This window comes from Paenibacillus phoenicis (genome assembly GCF_034718895.1).
Taxonomy (GTDB): Bacteria; Bacillota; Bacilli; order Paenibacillales; family Paenibacillaceae; genus Fontibacillus; species Fontibacillus phoenicis.
The window spans coordinates 2,860,647-2,882,392 of record NZ_JAYERP010000001.1; the positions used below are offsets into that span (position 1 = coordinate 2,860,647).

Here is a 21,746-nt window from a genome sequence, read left to right on the forward strand (position 1 = left end):
GGAACGGTTTGCAGGCCGTCCCCGCTTCCGCAAATTTGGTTACTTTGCCGCGGCGTTCTTCACGCTGTCGGGAGCGTCTACGCCGTAGATCAGCTTCCAGCTCTCAAGCACATTCTCTTTGGTGACTTTGATCGCCGGAGAAGCCACGTAAGCGGGCGCCTCCTTGCCCAACAGGGCATAGCCTGCCAGGATCGCCTGCGCTACCCCCTGGTCATATGGAAGCTGCGCGCCAAGCCCTTTCACAATGCCGTCCGAAGCAATCGAGATCGCGACGTTGGTTCCCAGATCGACTGTCGTCACCACCAGATCATTTCGCCCCGCCGTGCGGGCCGCGGCCATCACGCCTTCTGCCGGCACGTCCCAGGGAGCAAAGATGCCGTCGATATCGGGATACTTCGTTAGCATTCCGGCGGCAACCTCCTGCCCTTTATTGGGATCTGTAATACCGCCTTTGGTGACGATTTCAATATTCGGGTATTTTTCTTTTATCGTCGCTTCAAAAGCATCCGAACGGTTCTTCGTCACAAAGAAGTTCACGTCATGGTACACGATGCCGACTTTGCCTTTCCCGCCAAGCTTTTCGGCCATAATGTCAGCCGCCAGGACGCCGTTGCCGTAGTTGTCGCCCGACACGATGCTGATATAATCCTTGCCTGCGACAAGCCCGTCAGCCGCCCCATCCATAAATACCAGCTTGACGCCTTGCTGAACGGCTTTCTTGTAAGCGCCCGCGGTCGATACCGAATCGACCGGCACGGAAATCATCACATCCGGCTTCTTGGCGAGCACGGTTTCGATATCGTTCACCTGCTTCTCCGCCTTGAACTGCGCATCCGTTACGGCTATGACTTCGATGCCCATTTGTTTGAACGTATTCTTCATGGCGTTCACAGCGGCGGACATATAGTCCGTACCGGAGTAGTGCATGACAATCGCCGCTTTGTATTTCCCTTCCTTGATCTTCTGAAGCTCCTCCTCGGTAAGCTTCAGCGACTTGGCCGATACGGCCTGCACGCCGCCCGGACCTTTATCGAGCACCTCGAGGTCGGGAATATTCGGGTTGATCGTAAGCGGCCCCGAAGTGGCGCTGTAATTCGGATTCTCCTGCCCGGCTCCGGTGTTGGTTGCGGCGTTTTGCTTGCCGCAGCCTGCAATCGCAAGACTAAGCGCAAGCGCCAGGCAAGTTCCCATCCATACTTTTTTCATTTTGTTCCCCCCTGGTATTTTGTGATCGCTTTCAAGCTGTCCCCCGGCTGCTTGATACCCACAGTATAGAGCGCCGGATCGGCTTGAAATAGAAGACGAATTTAGCTATGTGGGGGGATGTTTTTAGCGCTTACAACACGCCCGGCTCCGGGCATAAGAAAAACGTCTATCGACGTACATTCAATGTAGCCAGACCGCGTTTAGCGGAAGTTTTTCTTGCGATATCAGGATGCCGATCCCCCGAAGTTTATACTTTCTGATATCTTAAAAAAATCCCGGCGCGGCCTTTAAGAAACGGCGCTCCGGGATGAGCGGATGTTCGCTCTAGGTTGGATGTGTTTGTTGGAGGTTCATCTTAACTTTTATGGTATCCGGCCTGCCGCATCAGCCCTCTCACCTCCGCCGCCGCATCGGAAAGCGCATCTTGCGCCGTTTTTTCGCCGGTGAGGTATTCATGGACAGCGGACTGCACCGCATCCGATACTTGTTCGTAATTCGTGATGCGCGGCCGGCCTACGCCGACTCTTAACGAATCTCCAAGTACGCGGTAATACTCGCGGAGGGACGGATCGGTGATATGCTGAGCTTGTTCATAAGCCGATTTTCGGGTCACATGGTGGTTAAACTTCAAATACCCCATCTGGGACTGAGGACTCGTCAAATATTCCGCCAGCGCATAAGCGTCCTCCTTCTGCCGGGAGTAACGGTTGATCGCCAGCCCCCAAGAACCGAAATGGGGGCCTCGGATCAAAGCGCCGCTTTCCATCGTTCCCGGAAACATAAAGTACCCCACTTCTCCGCCGACCTTCGGATTCAGCCTCATGTTGTGATAGTTCATCCCCATCGCCGCTTTTCCGAATTCGAACACGACGGAGACTTCGTCCCACGTATAGGTTAAGACGTCCGGCGGCGTAATCTTGTACTCGTTAATCCAGCTCCCGTAAGTTTGCAGCGCCTCTACCCCTTCCTTGCTCTGAAAAGCCGGCTCAAAATCATCGTCAAACAAACGGCCGCCAAAGGAGTTGAGGAAGGATTTGAAATCCACGAAATTCGCTTCGTGTCGGCTTCCCATCAACGTCGTTCCGTACAAGTCCGTCTTGCCGTCGCCATCCGTATCCCGGGTAAAAAACTTGGCGAGTTGGGCATATTCGTCGAAGGTGCGGGGAATCTCAAGCTCCCGGCCATACAATCGCCGGAATTCTTCCCGATACTGCGGCGATTCAAACAGGTCTTTGCGATAGCTGACCGTCAGCGCGTTCGATTGAATCGGCAGGCTCCATATTTCAAAACCAGCCGACGTAATCCCGTCTAAACTTACCGTCTCCAGCGAAGGAGGCTCCGCTTGGGGAGAGTCCAGCCTAAAGACGGAAGTGTCCAGGAAGACTTTGGCGATAAAATCGTCTAGCTTGATCGAATCCGGATGATTCGACTGCTTGATATAGGAGCTTAGCGGCTCCAGATGCTCAATCACTTTGGGCATCCATGGGGTATCGACTGCGATCAGATCATAGGTTCCCTTCCCCTGCGCAAGCTCCGAGAACACCTTTTCCTGAAGATTGTTGTAGGGGAGCGCCTCCACTTCGATGCGGATGCCGGTCTGCCGGGAATACGTCTCCATGGCGTCGATAACGGCTTCCGGCCCGGCTTCATGGTTTGAGTACAGCACGCGAAGCACCTGCTGCTGCGCCCGGCTCTCCTTCTCGTCCGGCTTCGCTGGCTCGATCATGCGGTCCAAGCAGCCGGTGCCGGCCGCGAAGGCCAGCAGCGCAAAAACGATCTTCAGGAGTAGCACGTTGTTTTTGTTCATACTTTTCCCCCCTTACATGCTGTATGTTCCCAGAGTTAATCCGACGCTATACCGTGACTTTTGCGAAACTCGGAGGGAGACAGTCCGAACTCCTTCTTAAACTTACTCCGGAAATAAGGGTAATCCGCATATCCGACCTCTTCCGCGATTTCATTGATTTTTTTGTTCGTTTCAAGTAGCAGAGTCCGGGCCATACGGAGCCGCTTCTGCGTCAAATATTTCACAAAATTCATGCCGGTCTGCTGCTTGAAGATTCGGCTTAACGTAACCGGGTGGACGTTGACCTCCTCGGCGATCCATTCCAGGCTTACGTTCGGGTCACTGCAGTTTTCGACAAGGCGGAGCGCTTCAAGAAGCCAAGGCTGCAGCCCGGAAGCGTGCTGCTCCTGCTGCTGTTCAAGGTTTTTTAGCGCCTTAACTCCGCCAAGAACTATTTTTTTGATTTTACCCTTCAGCTCATCCCAAGTACGATGCCTTGCTACCCAATCGGCCCAGTAATATAAGGTGTCTTCTTCCAGATAAATGATCTCCTGCTTGCTTAGCCCCTCATCCAAGAGCGACATCAGATAACCGCATTCCTTCTGCAGCTCCTCATACCCGGCTTGCTCCAAGCAGTCAAACCATCGCTCAAGGTCGCGCTCAAGTCCCGCAAAATCTCCGCCTCTGGCCCGGCTGATCATCTCCTGCCGCATTTTCGCGGCCCGCTTCGCCGCCTCCTTCCGCTCTTTCGGGTTGAGCGCCGCCTCTTCACCTTTAAGCTGAAAAAAAGCGATTTGCCGGTTCCTCCGATATTGAAGCAGCAGCGCTTCGGCAAATTTCTTCTTTTCCCTAAAGCACCCTCCGCCTTGATCCAGATTGGTTTGCACGACCTTTCCCCGGCTCCCCGCATCCGTAACAAACGTAAGCAGTATTTCCCGGGAGAGAAAATCCGCCGACGGCGGCCCATCCTCAAATTGTATGCGCTTCCATATTCGCTCATCAAACCATAGGCTTGTATTGACCGGATGGATCTCCTTCAGAATCGCCCGTACTCCAGGCTCCTTGGAGACGAGCAAATCGAGCTCCGTAAGAAGAGCGGCGGTCAACTCTTTCTGCACTTTTTCGACAATCTCAGATAGCTGGGTTCGGTCGGCAGGTTTTAACAAATAATCCATCGCACCCAATTGAAGCGATTTCCGAGCATATTCAAACTCATCGTACCCTGATATAATCACTACATGGATCCGGGAGCTTGTCTCCTTCAAAAAGCGTAGAATTTCAATCCCGTCCATCTCGGGCATACGAATATCGAGAAACACCAGATCGGGCTTAACCAGCGTAATCTGCTCCGCCGCCTGACGGCCAAACCCGACATCGAAAATCTGCTCATCGGGAAATAAGGCCGTCAGCTTTTGAATAATACTAAGCCTAACTTCCATCTCGTCATCGGCAACGCAAATTTTCATCTTTTTCACTCCTTCAAGCGTGGCTGAAGCTTGTGCGGAAAAGAGATTTTTAGCTAAGGGGGAACATCAATTGCAGCCGGTAAAATCTCTTAAACGAATAGTAAACCATTTATCCTTAAAGCTCAAACTGTTTATTTTGTTAATCCTCCTGTCGATCATCCCTATTTTTCTGGTAAGCGGCAGTTCCGAGCTGTTCATGTACCGCTCCAGCACCAGTTATTCGGCGTTGATTTCCAGCCAATACATGCAGTTTGTCGCCAAAGAGGTGAGCGGTTATTTGCAAAATCTGAACCAATCCTTCGACAATCTGTTCACCGATCAAAATTTCCAGAAATATGTAAACTCTCCTGCCGGCCATTTGTCCGATCAGGCCGATCATATCCTGCAGTTCCGCTCCATCATCCAAAGCTCTCTGCAATTCCATCCCGAAGTGCTCGGCACGCTGTATCTGGATCGCGCGGGCAAAGTCTATTTCGAGTCGTACCAGAAAAGATTGAACCCCGATTATTCCTTTGAGGACGATCCGATGTATCAATCGTTGCTGTCCGTTACGTCGCCCCGGCTGCTGCCTCCGCATCCCATAAAGTATATTTCGTATACCCAAGACCGCGTCTTTTCCTATGTGCGCCCGATCATTAACGTCGATACCGGAAAGACGATGTCCTGGTTTGTGATCGAGATCCGGGAGGATCAATTGACCGATATGCTCGGCAGCGGGCAGAGTAACGCCGGCGGCCAGCTTGTGCTGTACCATACCGACTTAAGAACCGCCGTATCGGGCGAGCCGCTGAATGAGAAGCTGCTTAGCGATTTTCTGCTTGCGCGGGCAGATCGGGAACCGGAGAAGCAAAGCCATTTTTTATTCGCTTCGGCAGGCAAAGAGTATGAGGCCAGTTACACCGAGCTGTCGGAACCGGGATGGGGGCTAATTTGGATGGCTCCCCTGGACCGGATCAAAGAAGGCGCCGTGCAGACTTTCCGGCTGACCCTTTTGATTGCCGGAATCAGCCTGGCCGCGGCGTTAATAATGGCTTTTCCGGTCATGAACAAGATTTTGCAGCCGCTGTACAACCTGCATAAAGGAATGAAGCATCTCGGGCGCGGCCAATATGTTCCGGTTCCCGAGCCCAAGCACCGGGATGAAATCGGCTTCCTCATCCAAAGCTATAACCAGACCTTGGTGAAGCTGCAGGATATGGAACGCGAGGTTTACCAATCGAAAATGAAAGAGAAGGAGCGGGAGCTTCTGCAGCTTCAAGCGCAAATCAATCCCCACTTTTTGTTCAACACCCTTGAGACGATCGAATCCTATGCCATCCGCAATAACGGCGAGGCGGTGGGGGAAATGGTGCAGTCAGTCTCCCGCATGATGAGATACACGGTTCGCAACGATAGCGGGTGGGCTTCGCTGGAAGAAGAAATTGGCTATATCCGGAATTTCCTAACGATCCATTACTACCGCAACGGCAGGGATGTCCGGGCCGATTTCGATATCGCCCCCGAAGCTTTATCGTTTCCGGTCATGAAACTGAGTATTCAGCCTTATGTTGAAAATGCCATCAAATACGGTTGGAGCCCCGCCATGGGCGCGGAGGAGTTCCTGCTTAGGATCAGCGTGGAGCCGTTCGAGGAATATTTGCGGGTTAGGGTTTACAATACGGGGATGGGCATCCCGGAGGAAGTGCTAGAGAAGCTGCACCGGATGATCGAAAGCGGCGGCGAGACGGAGGACCCTTTCTTCAAAAAGCATACCGGCATCTACAACGCCTACCGCCGGTTCGTTATCGTCTATGGCGAACAGGCGTACTTTCGGATCGACAGCTCGCCAGAAGAAGGCACGTGCGTGGAATTCCACTTGCCCGCGCGGCGGGAAGCGGAATGAATCTAGGAATTTTTACCGGTTGAAAAATACCGTTGCCGCATCGCCTCATACAGCAGCACGGACGCGGCCATCGCCACGTTCAGCGATTCGGCCTTGCCGCGCATCGGGATCAGCAGCCCGTCGTCCATGAACTCGCGGACCGCCGGGCTAAGGCCGCCGCCCTCGCTGCCGAAGAGCAGCCACACGGGCTGCGTGAAATCGTAGGCGAAGCAGTTCGCCGCCGCCTGCAGGCTGGTGCCGGCCAGCCGGATGCCCAGCTGCTTCGCCTGCGGCAGCACCTCTGCCAGGTCGGCATGCACGACCGGCAGGTGGAACAGCGAGCCCATGGTGGCGCGCAGCACCTTGGGCCCGTAGATGTCGGCGCAGCCAGCGCCGACGATGACCCCGTCCGCCGCGACCGCATCGGCGCTGCGGATGATCGTGCCGACGTTGCCGGGGTCCTGCACACCGTCGAGCACGACCACCAAGCTCCGCTCCTTCGCAAGGAGCGGAGCGACCGTCCCGCGGTCCTTGCGCACGACCGCGAACACCGGCTGCGGCGACTTCGTATCGCTGCACTTGGCGATCACGGCGCTGGACACGCCGATCCAGTCGACGTCCAGCCCGGCGGACGCCGCCGCCTGCAGTTCGACCGGAATGCCGTGCTCGAGGTCATAGCAGACGCATTCCACGTCCGCCCGCGACTGCAACGCCTCCTGCACGAGGTGAATGCCCTCAATCAGATATTTCCCTTGCTTGTCCCGATTTTTCTTCTCAAGCAGCCCCGCCCATTCCTTGACGCGGGGGTTCTGTGCAGACAAAATTTCCATATCTTTTCCATCCTTAACATGGTTTAAAAAATGATCCGTCGCTCACGAAGCGAGGCTCGTCTTACTCCTCCGCGTAAGCCAACTCGAGCTTCGTCAAGTCGCCCTTCTCGCCGACGATGACGAGTACGTCCTCCTCCGTCAGCGAGACCGTGGCCGCCGGGGAGATGTTCATTTTGCTGCCCCGTTTGATCGCCATCACGTTACAGCCAAACCGGGCGCGAATATCCAGTTCCTTCAGATTCTTGCCGATCATCTGTGAGCTGACGCGCATCTCCACGATGCTGTACTCGTCGGACAATTCGATGTAATCCAAGACGTTCGGTGAAGTCAGATGATGTGCCACCCGAAGCCCCATATCCCGTTCCGGGAAAATGACCTTATCGGCCCCTATTTTCTGCAATACTTTGCCATGCAATTCGTTTTGCGCCTTCACCACAATGAGCGGCCCGCCCATGTCTTTGAGGATCAGCGTGGTTAAAATGCTGGCCTGGATGTCTTCACCGATCGCCACGACAACGACGTCAAAATTCCGAATCCCCAGTGCGCGCAGCGCATCTTCATCGGTGGAATCTGCGGTTACCGCGTGCGTGACCAGATTCGCCACGGCTTGCGTATGATGTTCATCCGCATCGATCGCCAGTACGTCAAAGCCCATGCTGCTGAGTGCCGTTGCCACACTTAAACCGAATCGGCCCATACCGATCACGGCAAACTGTTTTTTGGCTGCATTTGCCATGCTCTCACCACCCATCCATTTTCCATCCGATTTAGTATACCACAATCCCCCGAAGAGATTTGGTTAAACCCTGCAAAACGGGTCGTTTTTCAACACCCCTGCGCATTATCCCAGTTCCAATCGGGCAAATTAACACCGGGCAAGTCACATATTTCAAGGAGGGAAACTACGTGCCATCCATTACACTCGACCTGCGTCAAGCGATTATGCACAAAATTCACGGCAAAGACGAGCAAGGGCTGCGGGAGATGATCGAAGGTTCGATCGACGCTCAGGAAGCCGCACTGCCGGGTCTTGGCGTCGTCTTCGAAACGATCTGGAAGCATATCGATACGTCCAAACAAAATGAACTGGTATCCGTGCTCAAGCAGCAAGTGGATCAGGCTAGCCTCAAACCATTGAAATAGAACTGCCCGCTACAACAAAGACCGCCCTGTCCAAGGGCGGTCTTTCCTTTGTCCGGGAGGCTGCGGACCTTCACTTCTTAAGGTGCGGTCTCCAGGAACTTGGCGTCTGGATTTTTCTCCATCGCCGTCCGCATCGCGTATTCATTTTCGAACAACGCGACATAATTGCCTTTCTTATCCTTCACCAGCGTGGAATTGATCCGGAACTTGGACGGGTCGATTTTGTCGCCTACGATCCAGCGCGCGAACTGGTACGGCATCCGTTGAAGCTGGACATCCACGCCATATTCGCTCTTCATCCGGTATTCAAACACCTCGAACTGCAGTTGCCCAACCACGCCCAGCAGCGTATCTTCAAATCCGACCGTCGTGAACACCTGAATCGTGCCTTCCTCGGTCAGTTGGTCGATCCCCTTCTGGTATTGCTTATGCTTCAGCGCGTTCTTCACCGTCACCTTGGCGAAAATCTCCGGCGAGAACGTCGGCAGCTCGTCAAATACGATTTCACTGCCTTGGCTTAGCGAGTCGCCGATCCGGAAAATCCCCGGGTCAAATAACCCGACGATGTCCCCGGGATACGCTTCGCTGACGATATCCCGATCCTGGGCCAGGAATTGCTGCGGCTGGGACAGCTTGATCTCCTTGCCCGCCCGCACATGCTTCACCGTCATGCCGCGTTCGAACTTGCCCGAGACAATGCGCAGGAAGGCGATCCGGTCGCGGTGGGCCGGGTTCATGTTCGCCTGGATTTTGAACACGTACCCCGAGAACTTCTCGTTCGTAGGTTCAATCAAGCCTTGGGTACTGCGGCGCGGCGTCGGCTTTGGAGCCAACTGCAGGAAGTTCTCCAGGAACGTCTGCACGCCAAAATTGTTCACCGCGCTGCCGAAAAACACCGGCGTTAATTCGCCGCGGCGAACCTTCTCAAAATCAAACGGGTCCCCCGCCACATCCAACAGTTCCAGATCCTGACACAGCTGATCATGGAGATATTCGCCAGCCATTTCGCGAATCACCGGATCGGTATACCCATCCACCTTCTTCACCTGGATCGTGGAGTGGTCGTCTCCCTGGAACAGCTCAACCTGGTTTTTCATCCGGTCATACACACCCGACAGCTCGCGGCCCATCCCAATCGGCCAGTTCATCGGCACGGAGCGGATGCCCAGCACCTGCTCGATTTCCTCCATCAGTTCAAACGGGTTCCGGCCTTCCCGGTCCAGCTTGTTTATGAAGGTGAAAATCGGAATGCCCCGCTTCGCGCAGACCTGGAACAGCTTGATCGTCTGGGCCTCAACGCCCTTCGCCACGTCGATCAACATGACGGCGCTGTCTGCTGCGGTCAGCGTCCGGTACGTATCCTCCGAGAAGTCTTGGTGGCCCGGCGTATCCAAGATGTTCACCCGATGGCCGTTATAATCAAACTGCATGACGGAAGAAGTAACGGAAATCCCCCGCTGCTTCTCGATTTCCATCCAGTCACTTGTCGCGTGTTTGCTCGCTTTGCGCGCCTTGACCGATCCGGCGAGGCGAATCGCGCCGCCGAACAGCAGCAGTTTTTCGGTCAGCGTCGTTTTCCCGGCGTCCGGGTGGGAAATGATTGCAAACGTACGCCGTTTGTCCACTTCCTGCTGCAGCACTTGGTCCAATGCTTTGCTCATGCTCACTTTCCTCTCGTTCCACAAATTCACGTTCTCTATTGTAACATATTTTGTCCTTCCGTTAAGCAAAAACACCTTACGCCCAGACGGGACATGAAGGTGTTTCCAGCTAAACCTATTCTATTCGCCCATAGGCCGGATCGTTCACGGTCAACGCAGCATTAATTCGGGTTGATCCAAACGACGTTGTCTTCCTCCTGGCCGTTCACCGGCCACCAGTGGAAGCCGTCCTTCGCCAGCAGCTCGTCCGCTTCCTTCGGCCCCCAAGAACCGGCAGGATACGTACTGATGTCGGACGGATTTTGCGCCCAAGCGGCGGCGATTCGATCAACGAAGGCCCAAGCCGCCGCCACTTCGTCCCAACGAGTGAAATACGTCGAATCCCCTTGAGCCGCATCGTAGATCAAGCGTTCATAAGCCTCCGGCGAGTTGATCCCCACCAGGCAGCTTTGGCAAAAGTCCATCGCCAGCGGCTGGATTTGCGATTCCGAACCCGGCTTCTTGGCATTAATCTTGATGTAAATGCCCTCCATCGGATTCACGCGGATCACGAGGAGGTTCGGCTCCAGCTTGTGCTTCTGACCGAGATAGACATTCGTTGGCATCGCCTTGAATTCCACAACGACCTCCGTCGTTTTGACGGGGAGCCGCTTCCCGGTGCGAATATAGAACGGCACGCCGGCCCAGCGGAAATTGTCAACGAACACTTTGGCCGCAAAATACGTTTCGGTATTGGAGTTCGGGTCAACCTTGTCCTCCTCACGATAACCCGGAAGCTTCTTGCCTTTCACTTCCCCTGCGATATATTGCCCGCGAACCACGTTCTCCTTCACTTCTTGCACCGATTCATACGGACGCAGTGAGCGCAGCACCTTCACCTTCTCGTCGCGGATGTCCTCCGCGTACAAGCGGCTTGGCGGCTCCATGGCGATCATTGTGAGCATTTGCAGCATATGGTTCTGCCCCATGTCACGCAACGCACCGGCATGATCGTAATATCCGCCGCGTTCTTCCACGCCAACCGTCTCGCTGAGCGTAATTTGCACATTGGCGATATGCTTGTTGTTCCAGAGCGGCTCGAAGAAAGCATTCGCAAAGCGAATCACTTCAATGTTCTGCACCATCTCCTTGCCGAGATAGTGGTCGATCCGGTAAATTTCCTCTTCTTTAAATACCTGACTCAGCTCTTCGTTCAGCTTCTGAGCAGACTGCAGATCATACCCAAACGGCTTCTCAATCACCAACCGGTGCCAGCCGCTCGTATTCAACATGCCGCCCTTCTGCAGGTTAAAGGATACGCTGCCGAACAGCTCCGGCGCCAAAGCCAAGTAGAACAGACGGTTTCCGGGAATCCCAAACCGCGCTTCCATGGACTCGGTCAGTTCTCTGAGTTCGTGATAACCGTCAACGTTATTGATGTCCAGCGATTTGTAGGAAAAATGCTCCGCAAAGCGCCCCCATTGCTCCTGGTCGTCGATCTTATATCGGCAAAATTCCTCAATCGAACGATACAGGTCATCCTTGAATTCCTCGTCCGAACGCGGACGCCGGGCTACACCGATGACGGCGAAATCCTCGGCCAATTTCCCTTCGCGATACAAGGAATAGATGGCCGGGAAGAGCTTGCGGCGCGCTAAGTCTCCGGTAGCCCCGAAAATAAAAAATACCGCCCCTGGGGGCTGAACTGTTGGTTGTGAGAAATTGTCAGCCATGGCTCCTCATTCTTTCTATGTAAGATTGGTGAATTTAAAACTTCATTCCCGATCAATGACATCTCTTTACAAGGCATCACGGGATGTGATGCCATTTTAGCACATTCGCCTGACGGATTCCATCATCTATCTATAGATATGGGGTCATAAATGATATACCCCGCTGGAGGCTCGACCTCAACAAACCCGGCCATGCCGTGGGCTTGATACTGAATCGGTTTGCGGCTGCCCGCGATCAGCATATTCCGCGGTTCATGAGGCTGACCTGCCGGCGGCGAAAACACCCGGACATACTCCATCACTTCCCGCAACGTGGCAGTGAGCGCGGCAATCCATGCGTCTTCTGCCCCTCGGCCAAATAGATTCAGAAGCAGGATCCCTTCCCGATCCAGTCTTTCTGCCGCCAACTGAAAAAAACCAAGCGACGTTAAATGGCCCGGCGTACCCTGTTCGGAGAACGCATCCACGATAATTCCGTCGAAGGAATTCGGCTTCTCTTCTTCAAGCAAAGAACGCCCGTCACCGATGCGCACCGAATCACCCGTATAGCCGAAAAAGTTGCGGCTAATTTCCGCCACCACCGGATCAATCTCCGCCACAATAACGTCGCTCCCGCTCAAATGGCTGGCGATCGTTCCCGTTCCCTGGCCGATGATGAACACCCGTCCGGGATCGGGAACATGGCGCTGAAGCAAATACAACATCGCCCGTGGATATTCCAGTATGATCCGTTCGGGCCGGTTCATATCCATTGCGCCTTGCACCGCCTTGCTGGCGAATTGCAGGACGCGAAACGCCCCGCGCTCGCCGTATAATTCGTCCGTTTCATAGACGAAGATTTCCGAGCAGCTTTGCTGATGCAGCAGCAGATGTTGCACGAGTCCCCGTTGCCTCCTTCACGATCTCTAATATTCTACGGTTAGCAGCGGCGTACCGATCGTAATCTCATCCATCCCGGTGCCGCTGTTGCGATGGACAGCCATCTGCAATGCCACGTGATGATCGCCGCTGAGCACGGTGATCGGCAAGGGATCCACCCGATACGTGCGGCTGGCCGTCCCTTCGTCCCCAAACGCTTCGACTTGCTTCAACTTCAGTTTGGCGGATCGCTCAATTTGCGATTCCAAGCGGTCAAGCGTCGCGGCGAGCACGGGTTCGCCGGAGTCCGTCCCCTCATCTGTAGCGGATGCGGGCCAGGCCATCCCCTGTATTGCTGCATTCCATCGCGTATCGACGCCTTCATCTGCCAGCGATTCCCCAGCCATCCGTTGGGCTTCCTGAAGTTGCTCCCATATCGCCGGATCCCCGCCGGCGGCCTCCAAGCGAAGCATCGCATAATGCTTGCCCTCTTCCAGTGTGATCAGCTCCAGCTCGGCGCGAATCCCCTCGATCTGACCTTGGGACTCATAAACCGTCCGCCCTTGAACAGTCCCCGCCTCCGGATTCGACAGCCCCAACCGGCTGGCTAACACCCCGGCCGCTTCCTCTGCGGAAAGCAGCGAGTTCCATTCACCTTGCCATTTCAGTGTCATCCGAAACGGATCCGACGTTACAGCCCTGCCTATCGCAACCAGCGCGTCCAACTGCTGCTCCGCGTCTTTCAGTGAATCTGGAACGGCCGCTTCTTGCTCAGTCGCTTGGATCCGTTGCAGGCCGACCAGCAGCATCGCGCAAACGAGGATCAACAACCCAATACTCCATAACTTGCGGTTTTGCATGTCACGCGCCTCCTCTGCGAATAATAACTCAATGTATAGAGCCAAAACCTATCAGGATGGGGAAGCTTATGATCCGCTCGCCGAAAGCTACGAATTTTCAGGCTATCATGACGTTGATGTTGGCCCTCGGACTCACAAACCATGTCTTCATCATCCCGGCCTTGCTGCAAATCGCCAAACGGGATGCCTGGTTTTCCGTGCTACTGTCCGCCGTGCCATTTGCACTTGTGGTCTGCCTCATTCGTTACACTTCGTCCCGGATTGGAACCCAACCTCTTCCCGAATGGATTCGCCATCGGCTGGGCCGAATTCCTGCTTTTGGGTTTCAATGGGCGATGACAGCGTTCTTCTTCGCTACGGCGTGGTTCAGTTTATATGATACCGTAATGTGGATGAAGGTGACGTTTCTGCCTTACACTCCGGTTTTGGCCAGCTCGTTGATCTTGATGCTGCTTTGTTTCGTTGGGGCGCTGAAGGGCATGAAAACAATCGCCGTCACCTCCGGTATCTTGCTGCCGCTTGTTGTACTGCTTGGCTTCTATGTCGCCATCATCAACGTCGAATTCAAAGATTACAGTCTGCTGTTCCCTCTCTTGGAACAGGGATGGATTCCGGTTTTCAAAGGAGTATTGTACGCCTGTGCCGGGTTGTTCGAGATCTTTTTTGTCTTCTTCCTTCACCCATACCTGAAGGCCCCATTAACCAGAATCCAATTCATCGTGTTCAGTCTGATTCTGCTTGGTCTAATGCTGGGTCCACTGACCGGCGCCATCACCGAGTTCAACCCGTTTGAGGCGGCCGTTCAGCGTTACCCGGCTTATGAGGAATGGAGAATCGCCGGTTTTGGCAAATACGTATCGCAAACCGATTTTTTCTCGATCTGTCAATGGTTGTCGGGCAGCTTTATCCGTATTTCCTTTGCGATGATCGTCATCGCGGATATGTGGAAGAAGCAAAATCCCCGTTGGAGACCCACATTGCTCGCGGTCCTCGCGTTCATCCTGATTTTACTTAGCTGTTATACCTTTACCGACATCGTGTTTCAGCATTTAATGATTCTTTACATATATCCGATAAACGCCTGCTTCCTGCTGTTCATGACGCTCATCATTGCCGCTGCCGCTTTATTAAGAAAACGCAAGAAAGGAGGATCCGCATGAGTTCCAGCGACCGGCCGTCCGGCCAACAAGTAGACCGGATCGACATTCCGTTCCTGACCCAATATTTCCAGACTTCCTCCGACGTCAAGCTTCGCCCGTTTGCTGCCGGGATGGAGCCGGGGCGTTCGATCACCTTAATCTATTGTGAGCCGATGACGGATTTGAAACAGTTGAGCGAGGTGGTCTATCCGCGGCTTGCTGAACTGTGTCGGGAACAGGCCAATATCGGAATCGAGGCGTTCGGAGCCAATCCCTATTTGCCGTTAAACCGGATCGAAGGGCCGGACTTGCTGCATCGTCTTACTCTTCAAGTCTACTCCGGCAAGCTGGTCCTTTATTTTGAATACAACCAGACCTTCTTCAGCTGCGATATTTCGAACCCGCCAGGCCGTTCCCCCGAAGAAGCCAGTACGGAATCGGCCGTCAAGGGAGCCCGTGACGGCTTTACTGAAAACCTGACGACCAACATCGGGTTGATTCGAAAACGGCTGCGGACCGCTTCCCTGGGGGTGGAAGAGATCATCAAAGGGACGCGGGGGGAAACGCGCATTGCGCTTTTTTATATTCAAGATGTTATTAACCCGGACATTCTCGCAGAGGCTCGAAAGCGATTGTACGAGATTGACACCGATGCAATTATCGGCACCTCGTATATCGAATCCGTCGTGAAGGGAGCGCATAAACGAGCCTTATTCCCGCTGACCGATTACTCGGGGAGACCGGACTACGTTGTCGATGCCCTGCTGGCGGGCCGATTTGCCGTGTTGGCCGATGGGAATCCGATCGCCATCGTTGCTCCTGTGACCTTGATGAATCTGCTGATTTCTCCAGAGGATGCCAACACCCCTTATTACATCGTGTCCGTGCAAAAAGTGCTCAGACTCATCGGACTGACCGTCGGGCTGTTTCTCCCGGGCTTCTATGTCGCGTTAACCAGTTTTAATCTGGAGCAAATCCCCGTCCCGCTGCTGGCAACCATCAGCAAATCGAGGCATGGCTTGCCGTTTCCGGTCCCGTTTGAAACCTTCGTCATGCTGTTTCTGTTCGAGATCTTTAACGAGGCAGGCAAAAGATTACCCCATGCCATGGGACAAACGATAACGGTCGTAGGCGGCCTGATTATCGGAGATGCCGCCATCCGCGCCGGGATCACCTCGCCGACCATCATCGTCGCCGTGGCGATCGCCATCGTCGCCAGTTCGACCTTAGAGAATCAGACGTTAAGCGGTACGACAGCCCAACTTCGCATCGTGATTTTGCTGTTGTCCTCCATCTTTGGGATGTTCGGGTTCCTGATCGGTTTTATCGGTCTAATCCTTTACCTTGCCTCATTAGAGTCCTATGGCGTGCCTTATCTATCGCCATTTTCCCCGTTCGTCAAAAGCGACTTTGCCGAAGCGGTCCTGAAGAAGCCGTCGAAATCCGTGAAGAGGCGGCCCCGCATTCTGCATCCGCTGGATCAAACGGCAAGGAGGGACAAGCCTTGAGAGCGATCCGGGCTTTCCTTGCGCTGATCCTGCTGCTGACGGGCTGTTGGGATATGAAAGAGGCGCAAAATATCAATTTTATCACCGCATTGGGTGTCGATTATGCGGATGGCCGTTTCATCATTTATGCCCAGTTGCTGGATTTTGCAGAGATTGCTAAACAAGAGGGGGCGGTTGAAACCGGAAACGGGAAGGTTTGGATCGGAAAAGGCGAGGGGAAGACGATCGACGAGGCTTTGATTTCGCTCTACCCCGCCTCGCAGCAACGGACGTCCTGGACGCATGTCCGAACGATCATCTTCTCCAAAGCGCTGCTGGACAAGCATTTGCCGGAAGCCGTCAACGGCTTGATCCAAACCCGTGATCTTCGGTACACGCCTTGGGTGTTTGGCACCGACAAGCAAATTCCCGATGTGTTTGCGAGCATCTCCCTTCTGAATGAGTCGGTGCTGAATTCGGGGCTGCTTGAACCCGAAGAATTATTTAAACTCTATTCTTTCGTCGAGCCCATTCGGCTCATCAAGCTGATGGACGGGGTGAAGGAGCCTGCGGTGACGAGGCTGTTACCTCTGATCAGCTGGACTGACGAGGTTTGGAAGGGGGAGGGCAAACCTATTCCTCAAATCAAGCTCGTCGGCGCATATGCCATCGCACAAGGCCGCAACCGTGGACAAGTTGACCCGGCAATGCTTCAGGGGGCGAGATACGTGGCATTCCACAGAATGATCAGCTTTCCGTTGCCTTTATCCTTAGAGGATGGATCCCCGGTGACGATCAATATCGCGCATCGCGATCCGGACGTACAAATCGGCGCGGGTAGTGACCCCATTCGGATCAATTTGAACGTGCGCGCCAAAGCCTATATCACGGAGGTAGGGGCGGGAGGCGGGATTGCCGCCGCCCGGCTCCGTGCCTTGGCCGAAGAGACCATCGAACGCGAAATCAGGCGTTCCTTCGACATTGCGAAGGCTCGCCATATCGACCTATACAATCTGGAAGAGAAGCTCTACCGCTATGACCAGGCGCGGTGGAAGCAGCTCCGTTCCCAAGGAAAGTCCCTGATTTCCATCATGGAATTGGATCAGGTCCAGGCCGAGGTGACCCTCGTTCACTCCTCAGCCTATAACTTGTTGAACTAATAAGAAAAACGTCTATCGACGTACATTCAAAGTAGACAGACCGCGTTTAGCGGAAGTTTTTTCTTGCGATATCAGGATGCCAATGCCCCGAAGTTTATACTTTCTGATATCTTAAGAAAACGGTTTGGCAGAAATTCACTCCGCCAACCCGTTTTTGTATGCGTAAATAGCCGCCTGCGTGCGGTCCTCTACGCCAAGCTTCGCTAAAATATTGGTGACATGGAATTTCACCGTTTTGATCCCGATGATCAGCTCGTCGGCGATATCCTGATTCGATTTCCCTTGAGCCAGCAAACGCAGAACGTCCATTTCGCGCTCGGTCAGCTCTTCGTGAGCCGGAGCCTCCACCTTTGGTTGGCGGAACCGGTTCATCATCTTGGAAGCGACCTGCGACTCCAATACCGATTGGCCGCGGGCTGCTGCGCGAATCGCCTCAGCGATCTCGGAAGCGCGCGACGTTTTCAGCAAATAGCTGAACGCCCCGGCTTCGATCACGGGATACATCTTCTCGTCATCAAGATAGCTGGTGAGCACGATGACTTTACAGTCCGGATGCAAGGCAAGCAGCTGCCGAGTCGCTTCGATGCCGTCCATGCCTTCCATCACCAGGTCCATCAGCACGACGTCAGGCCGGTACTCCTGCGCCAGGCGAATTCCTTCCTCCCCGCTGCTGGCCTCTCCGACAACCTCAATCCCTTCTTCGGTGCCCAGCACCGCCGCCAGACCGATTCTGACCATCTCATGATCATCCACAAGCAGTACTTTAATCTCCTTGTCTTCCATCTCCATGACTGCCCTCATCCCCGCTTTCTTCATGAATTAGTGGAACGGATATTTCAATGCGCATCCCTTTGCCGGGCGCAGTGATAAACTGAATCGATCCGCCGATCTCGTGAATGCGTTCCTGCATCGTTGACAAGCCGTAGGATGCTTGCTTCTTGTCGTCCAGCTCGAAGCCGATCCCGTTGTCGCGCAGCGTCACCTTGACGGCCTCGCCGCGGCGGTGAATCCGAATTTCCATCTTGTCCGCCTTGGCGTGGCGCAGCGTATTGGACATCGCTTCCTGGATGATGCGGAACAGATGGTTTTCAATCCCTTTACCTAAATTCAAATCCTCGTCGATCTCCAGAGTTAAATCCATCGGCACCTTCGTCTTCAGCTCTTTCACCAAATCGCTTAAGCCTTGAGACAACTCCTTGCCTTCGAGATAGACCGGACGCAGATGCAGCAGCAGCGCGCGCATCTCCGACTGCGCCACCGACGCCATCTCCTCAATGAGTTCGACCTGGCGCTGCGCTTTGTCGAAATCCTTCTCCAGCGTACGCCCCACGGCCGTAGCTGTCATCGAGATGGCGAACAGCTGCTGGGATACGGCGTCATGCAATTCGCGAGCCAGCCGCTGCCGCTCCTCCACGATCGCCGATACCCGGGCTTGCTCAGCCAACTGGGCGTTGTGCGTGGACAACCGCTGGAGCGAGGACACCTGCTCTTCCCAGCGCTTGCCGATCCGCTCCAGCTGTTCTGCCAGCCGGCCCAGTTCATCTTCGCCCAGCTTGGGCACGCTCCCGGTTTGATTGCCCTTCTCCCATTGCAGCAACGCTTCGCGTAAACCGTCGATCTGCCGTTTGGGACGATACCCTAGAAAGAACCCGTGAGCTGCGCCGATGATGAGAAGCAGTGAGAGCAGCATCGTGCCGGCTTGGATGGCCGTCTTCCAGGACGGTTGGGGTTGAAAATACCCGTATGTATACATCACATAAATGGTGGCTGCCATCGTAATAACAGACAGGAGAATCCCTCCGCGCATGCTGCGGGAGACCATGTTGCTCGGCTTTTTCGATTTCATGCGGGACGTTCCTCCTGTCTAAAGTAATCGTATATCGACATCTCCTACAAGATAGGAAATGATGATTTTCACTTTTTGGTCACGGACCTCGTAGTTCGGCGACTTCCAATATAACCGATTGAGCATGCCCGTCTCTTTGTCGTGGCTGAAATCGATTTGTCCGAACAGGACAAACGCTTCGATCTCCACGCCGTAATCCTCCGGAATCACTAAATCCACGTCCCCGACAATCCCTTGAAACATGAGGACGTTATGCCCACCTTCCATCATCGCCAGCGATAAATCGATGTCAAGCTCGCCAAGCACATGCCACATGCTTGTGTTCCGCAAGTTCCACGGATCGCGGTCCCAGCGGATGCTGGAGGTGATGTTTTGCTTCTGCACGTAATTGCCTTGCGGTTGGGTTTTGCGAACTTTCGCGTAGTAGTACCCCAGCGAGATCATCAGAATCGCCAAGATCAGCATAAAATGGTCCAGCAGGATGAGTCCGCCGCCGACCGCCATCAAGATATAGCCGGTCTTGACCTGTTCCCCTTGCCGGATTTTATATATGCCGAACCCAAGCAAAAAGAGGGCGACAATGGTAAAGAAACTCAGCCACTTCCCGAAAATCAACAGTAAGCCAAATGCGATTAAGCCGATGGCTAAGAACCTTTTCCGTGTATCCATGTGCCGCACCTCCCTGCAGGTTCATAGAGTCGTAAAAAGCCATAACGGCATGGCCTCCCATACCGTATGGCTTCACCAGTATTTAGAATATCACAATGTCCAGCGGACGTGTAGTTATTCCTTGTCTTCTTCGCGGGCTGCGGACGGGTTCAATTTTGCTTTCAGCGCTTCAAGCTGCGCATCCACTTTCAGCTGCTTCTCGGCATCTGCCGGGCTGATGTAAGTGGAAGGCGATGTTCCGCGATAAACCATGCCGGCGACTTCGGCTTCCGCTTCCAGTTGCATAATCTTCTCTTCCATCCGGTGGAATCCGAGCGAAGCGTTGCCGCTTTCGATCGTATGCAGCGTGCTGATTTGCGACATTTGCTTTCTAGCTTTCGCCATTTGCGCGCGGCTCACCAGCTCGTTCCGTTTGTTGCGCAGTTTATAGAACTCGTCTTTCATATCGTGCAGCTGCTGTTTGAGTTCGGCAGCATGAGCTTCAGCTTGCGCGTGCAGCTCGGCGAATTCCGTTTGCTTTTGGTCGTAATGGATTTTCTCCTCCAGCATTTTGCGGGCAACTTCCTCCTGCCCATTGCGGAGTGCAAGCTCAGCTTGAGCCTCCCGCTGTGCAGAGATGCGGATCGCTTCGTCCAGACGTTGCTTCATCCGGCGCTCGTTGGCCATTTGCTTCGCCACCGTTACTTCGGCGTCGCGAATTTCAGCCTCCATATCGCGCAGGTATTGGTTCAGCATCACAATCGGGTCTTCCACCTTATCCAACAAATCGTTTACAGACGCTTTCGTAATATCTTTAATTCTTTTGAATACTCCCATCGTCTACACTTCTCCCTTCTCGTATTCGGAGAGCTTCTTGCGCAGCTCTTCCAATTCTTTTTTTAATGCTTTCTTCTCAATATCTTCCATCATGGAATCCAGACTGGAAGCACCCGGGGCGGACTGAAAGCCGGCTCCCGAAGCACCTGGGCCGTATTGCGGCGGCTGGGTTCCGTAAGTATTGCCGGTTGGATTACCGTACGGTGGACGGGGACCAAAGCGTTGATCCTCGTAGAAGTCCCGGCGTTTACCGCCGTAACCCGGATGCGGGCCGCTGCCCGGCCATCCGCCATGATAGTACGGATCGTGGGGCTGATATGGCTCCTTGGAGATCACCAAGGTAGCGATGAAGTAGATAAAGATCGTTGTCCCGCCGGTAAAAAATATGCTAAGAAAAGCGATCAACCGGAGCACGCCGACGTGAATTCCGAAATATTCTCCGAGCCCTCCGATCAAACCGCTGATCCAGCGATCCCGTCTGGATCGGTACAAGGGTCTTCCCATCGATTCTTACTCCTCTCGCTGGTTATTTAGCTTCTGCTTCAAGCGGGAGAGCTCCTGTTCCAGAGTCGATTGGATGGCGGAGCCGGCTTGGTTCAAGAAATCCGAACCCGCTCTCCGCAATTCGCGCAGGCTGCGGGCTTCCCATTCCATATCGGACACCCGGTCCTCCAAGCGATGGAACATCTTCGGCACATCCTGCACGCCGTAACCGTTCATCCGCTGGTTCATCCGCTGCTGTAAACGAAGCGTCTCCATTCTTGCATAGTAGTACTGCCGTTTGTTGTATACGACCTGATATTCGGTCTTCAATTCGTTTAGCTGGGCTTCTAATTCCTGCAGCGATTCTATGCTTTGCGTGTACAACTCGGTGTATTGTTCCACCTTTTCCTCGTACAGCATCTTCTCCTGCAGGGCCAGCTTCGCCAAGTGCTCCTCGCCCGCTTTCAATGCGAGCAGCGCTTGTTCCTCACGTTTGTCGCGCATGACCTTGGCTTGATCCACCTGCTGCTTCAATTGCTTCGCGTGTCCACTGTATTGATAATGAAGCTTCTCGGCTTCGGCAATTTCCTGCCGCGTTTCAATCAGAAATTGGTCGATCAAGCGAACCGGATCCTGCGATTGCTCCAACTTCTCATTTAGAGTAGCTACCGTAATATCTCGTACTCGACGAAATACACTCATGACATCCTTCCCTCCTAACCTTTCGGTTCACAATTCAAGTTCATCTGCATGTATTTAATCA

General features: G+C 54.0%; 20 protein-coding genes. 5 read left to right on the forward strand and 15 right to left on the reverse strand.

Annotated features, from left to right (window positions below):
* Positions 1–39: 39 nt before the first annotated feature.
* From U9M73_RS13600 to U9M73_RS13610, 3 genes are all read right to left on the reverse strand, one after another.
* A complete protein-coding gene (locus U9M73_RS13600; protein ID WP_260070569.1) occupies positions 40–1,206 on the reverse strand; it encodes a substrate-binding domain-containing protein in 1,167 nt (388 codons plus the stop codon).
* A gap of 355 nt (positions 1,207–1,561) precedes the next feature.
* On the reverse strand, positions 1,562–3,013 hold the full coding sequence (locus U9M73_RS13605) for an ABC transporter substrate-binding protein (protein WP_323077710.1): 1,452 nt from the start codon (positions 3,011–3,013) through the stop codon (positions 1,562–1,564).
* 35 nt (positions 3,014–3,048) lie between these two features.
* Positions 3,049–4,458: a response regulator transcription factor gene (locus U9M73_RS13610; protein WP_323077712.1), complete on the reverse strand. Its 1,410-nt coding sequence runs from the start codon at positions 4,456–4,458 to the stop codon at positions 3,049–3,051.
* 70 nt (positions 4,459–4,528) lie between these two features.
* On the opposite strand from U9M73_RS13610, the gene U9M73_RS13615 reads away from it, so the two are divergent.
* Positions 4,529–6,340, forward strand: a complete 1,812-nt coding sequence (locus U9M73_RS13615; protein WP_323077714.1) for a sensor histidine kinase — start codon at positions 4,529–4,531, stop codon at positions 6,338–6,340.
* A gap of 2 nt (positions 6,341–6,342) precedes the next feature.
* Here the strand turns inward: U9M73_RS13615 and U9M73_RS13620 are convergent, their stop codons facing one another.
* Both U9M73_RS13620 and U9M73_RS13625 read right to left on the reverse strand, forming a co-directional pair.
* Positions 6,343–7,149: a TrmH family RNA methyltransferase gene (locus tag U9M73_RS13620; RefSeq protein WP_323077716.1), complete on the reverse strand. Its 807-nt coding sequence runs from the start codon at positions 7,147–7,149 to the stop codon at positions 6,343–6,345.
* A gap of 61 nt (positions 7,150–7,210) precedes the next feature.
* The gene (locus U9M73_RS13625; RefSeq protein WP_157273396.1) at positions 7,211–7,900 is read right to left on the reverse strand and encodes a potassium channel family protein; all 690 of its coding nucleotides are present in this window, start codon (positions 7,898–7,900) and stop codon (positions 7,211–7,213) included.
* A gap of 155 nt (positions 7,901–8,055) precedes the next feature.
* Here U9M73_RS13625 and sspI point away from each other — a divergent pair, with 155 nt between their 5' ends.
* A complete protein-coding gene (gene sspI, locus U9M73_RS13630; RefSeq protein ID WP_009224726.1) occupies positions 8,056–8,292 on the forward strand; it encodes a small acid-soluble spore protein SspI in 237 nt (78 codons plus the stop codon).
* Positions 8,293–8,369: 77 nt separating this feature from the next.
* Here the strand turns inward: sspI and U9M73_RS13635 are convergent, their stop codons facing one another.
* From U9M73_RS13635 to U9M73_RS13650, 4 genes are all read right to left on the reverse strand, one after another.
* The gene (locus U9M73_RS13635) at positions 8,370–9,953 is read right to left on the reverse strand and encodes a peptide chain release factor 3 (RefSeq protein WP_009224725.1); all 1,584 of its coding nucleotides are present in this window, start codon (positions 9,951–9,953) and stop codon (positions 8,370–8,372) included.
* 161 nt (positions 9,954–10,114) lie between these two features.
* On the reverse strand, positions 10,115–11,665 hold the full coding sequence (gene zwf / locus U9M73_RS13640; RefSeq protein ID WP_323077719.1) for a glucose-6-phosphate dehydrogenase: 1,551 nt from the start codon (positions 11,663–11,665) through the stop codon (positions 10,115–10,117).
* Positions 11,666–11,787: 122 nt separating this feature from the next.
* Positions 11,788–12,543 carry a spermidine synthase gene (locus tag U9M73_RS13645; RefSeq protein WP_323077720.1) on the reverse strand — a complete coding sequence of 252 codons (756 nt, stop codon included), beginning with the start codon at positions 12,541–12,543 and terminating at the stop codon, positions 11,788–11,790.
* Positions 12,544–12,570: 27 nt separating this feature from the next.
* The gene (locus U9M73_RS13650; protein ID WP_260071777.1) at positions 12,571–13,383 is read right to left on the reverse strand and encodes a hypothetical protein; all 813 of its coding nucleotides are present in this window, start codon (positions 13,381–13,383) and stop codon (positions 12,571–12,573) included.
* A gap of 68 nt (positions 13,384–13,451) precedes the next feature.
* Between U9M73_RS13650 and U9M73_RS13655 the strand changes: the two genes are divergently transcribed.
* The 3 genes from U9M73_RS13655 to U9M73_RS13665 are packed head-to-tail and all read left to right on the forward strand — an operon-like array spanning position 13,452 to position 17,169.
* Positions 13,452–14,543, forward strand: a complete 1,092-nt coding sequence (locus tag U9M73_RS13655) for a GerAB/ArcD/ProY family transporter (RefSeq protein ID WP_323077723.1) — start codon at positions 13,452–13,454, stop codon at positions 14,541–14,543.
* A complete protein-coding gene (locus U9M73_RS13660; protein WP_323077725.1) occupies positions 14,540–16,030 on the forward strand; it encodes a spore germination protein in 1,491 nt (496 codons plus the stop codon). Before U9M73_RS13655 ends, U9M73_RS13660 begins: the two co-directional genes overlap by 4 nt.
* Positions 16,027–17,169, forward strand: a complete 1,143-nt coding sequence (locus U9M73_RS13665; RefSeq protein WP_009224720.1) for a Ger(x)C family spore germination protein — start codon at positions 16,027–16,029, stop codon at positions 17,167–17,169. The genes U9M73_RS13660 and U9M73_RS13665 overlap by 4 nt, the downstream gene beginning before the upstream one ends.
* Positions 17,170–17,304: 135 nt before the next feature.
* Here U9M73_RS13665 and U9M73_RS13670 read toward each other — a convergent pair whose 3' ends face one another.
* The 6 genes from U9M73_RS13670 to U9M73_RS13695 form a co-directional block, all read right to left on the reverse strand.
* A complete protein-coding gene (locus U9M73_RS13670; protein ID WP_028538810.1) occupies positions 17,305–17,958 on the reverse strand; it encodes a response regulator transcription factor in 654 nt (217 codons plus the stop codon).
* Positions 17,933–19,015 carry a sensor histidine kinase gene (locus U9M73_RS13675; protein ID WP_323077728.1) on the reverse strand — a complete coding sequence of 361 codons (1,083 nt, stop codon included), beginning with the start codon at positions 19,013–19,015 and terminating at the stop codon, positions 17,933–17,935. The genes U9M73_RS13670 and U9M73_RS13675 overlap by 26 nt, the downstream gene beginning before the upstream one ends.
* 18 nt (positions 19,016–19,033) lie before the next feature.
* Positions 19,034–19,684: a cell wall-active antibiotics response protein LiaF gene (gene liaF, locus U9M73_RS13680; protein WP_260071782.1), complete on the reverse strand. Its 651-nt coding sequence runs from the start codon at positions 19,682–19,684 to the stop codon at positions 19,034–19,036.
* Positions 19,685–19,798: 114 nt separating this feature from the next.
* A complete protein-coding gene (locus U9M73_RS13685) occupies positions 19,799–20,500 on the reverse strand; it encodes a PspA/IM30 family protein (protein WP_009224716.1) in 702 nt (233 codons plus the stop codon).
* Between the two features lie 3 nt (positions 20,501–20,503).
* Positions 20,504–21,004 carry a PspC domain-containing protein gene (locus U9M73_RS13690; RefSeq protein ID WP_323077730.1) on the reverse strand — a complete coding sequence of 167 codons (501 nt, stop codon included), beginning with the start codon at positions 21,002–21,004 and terminating at the stop codon, positions 20,504–20,506.
* 6 nt (positions 21,005–21,010) lie between these two features.
* Positions 21,011–21,685, reverse strand: coding sequence for a PspA/IM30 family protein (locus U9M73_RS13695; protein WP_323077731.1), 675 nt, complete (start codon positions 21,683–21,685; stop codon positions 21,011–21,013).
* Positions 21,686–21,746: the final 61 nt, after the last annotated feature.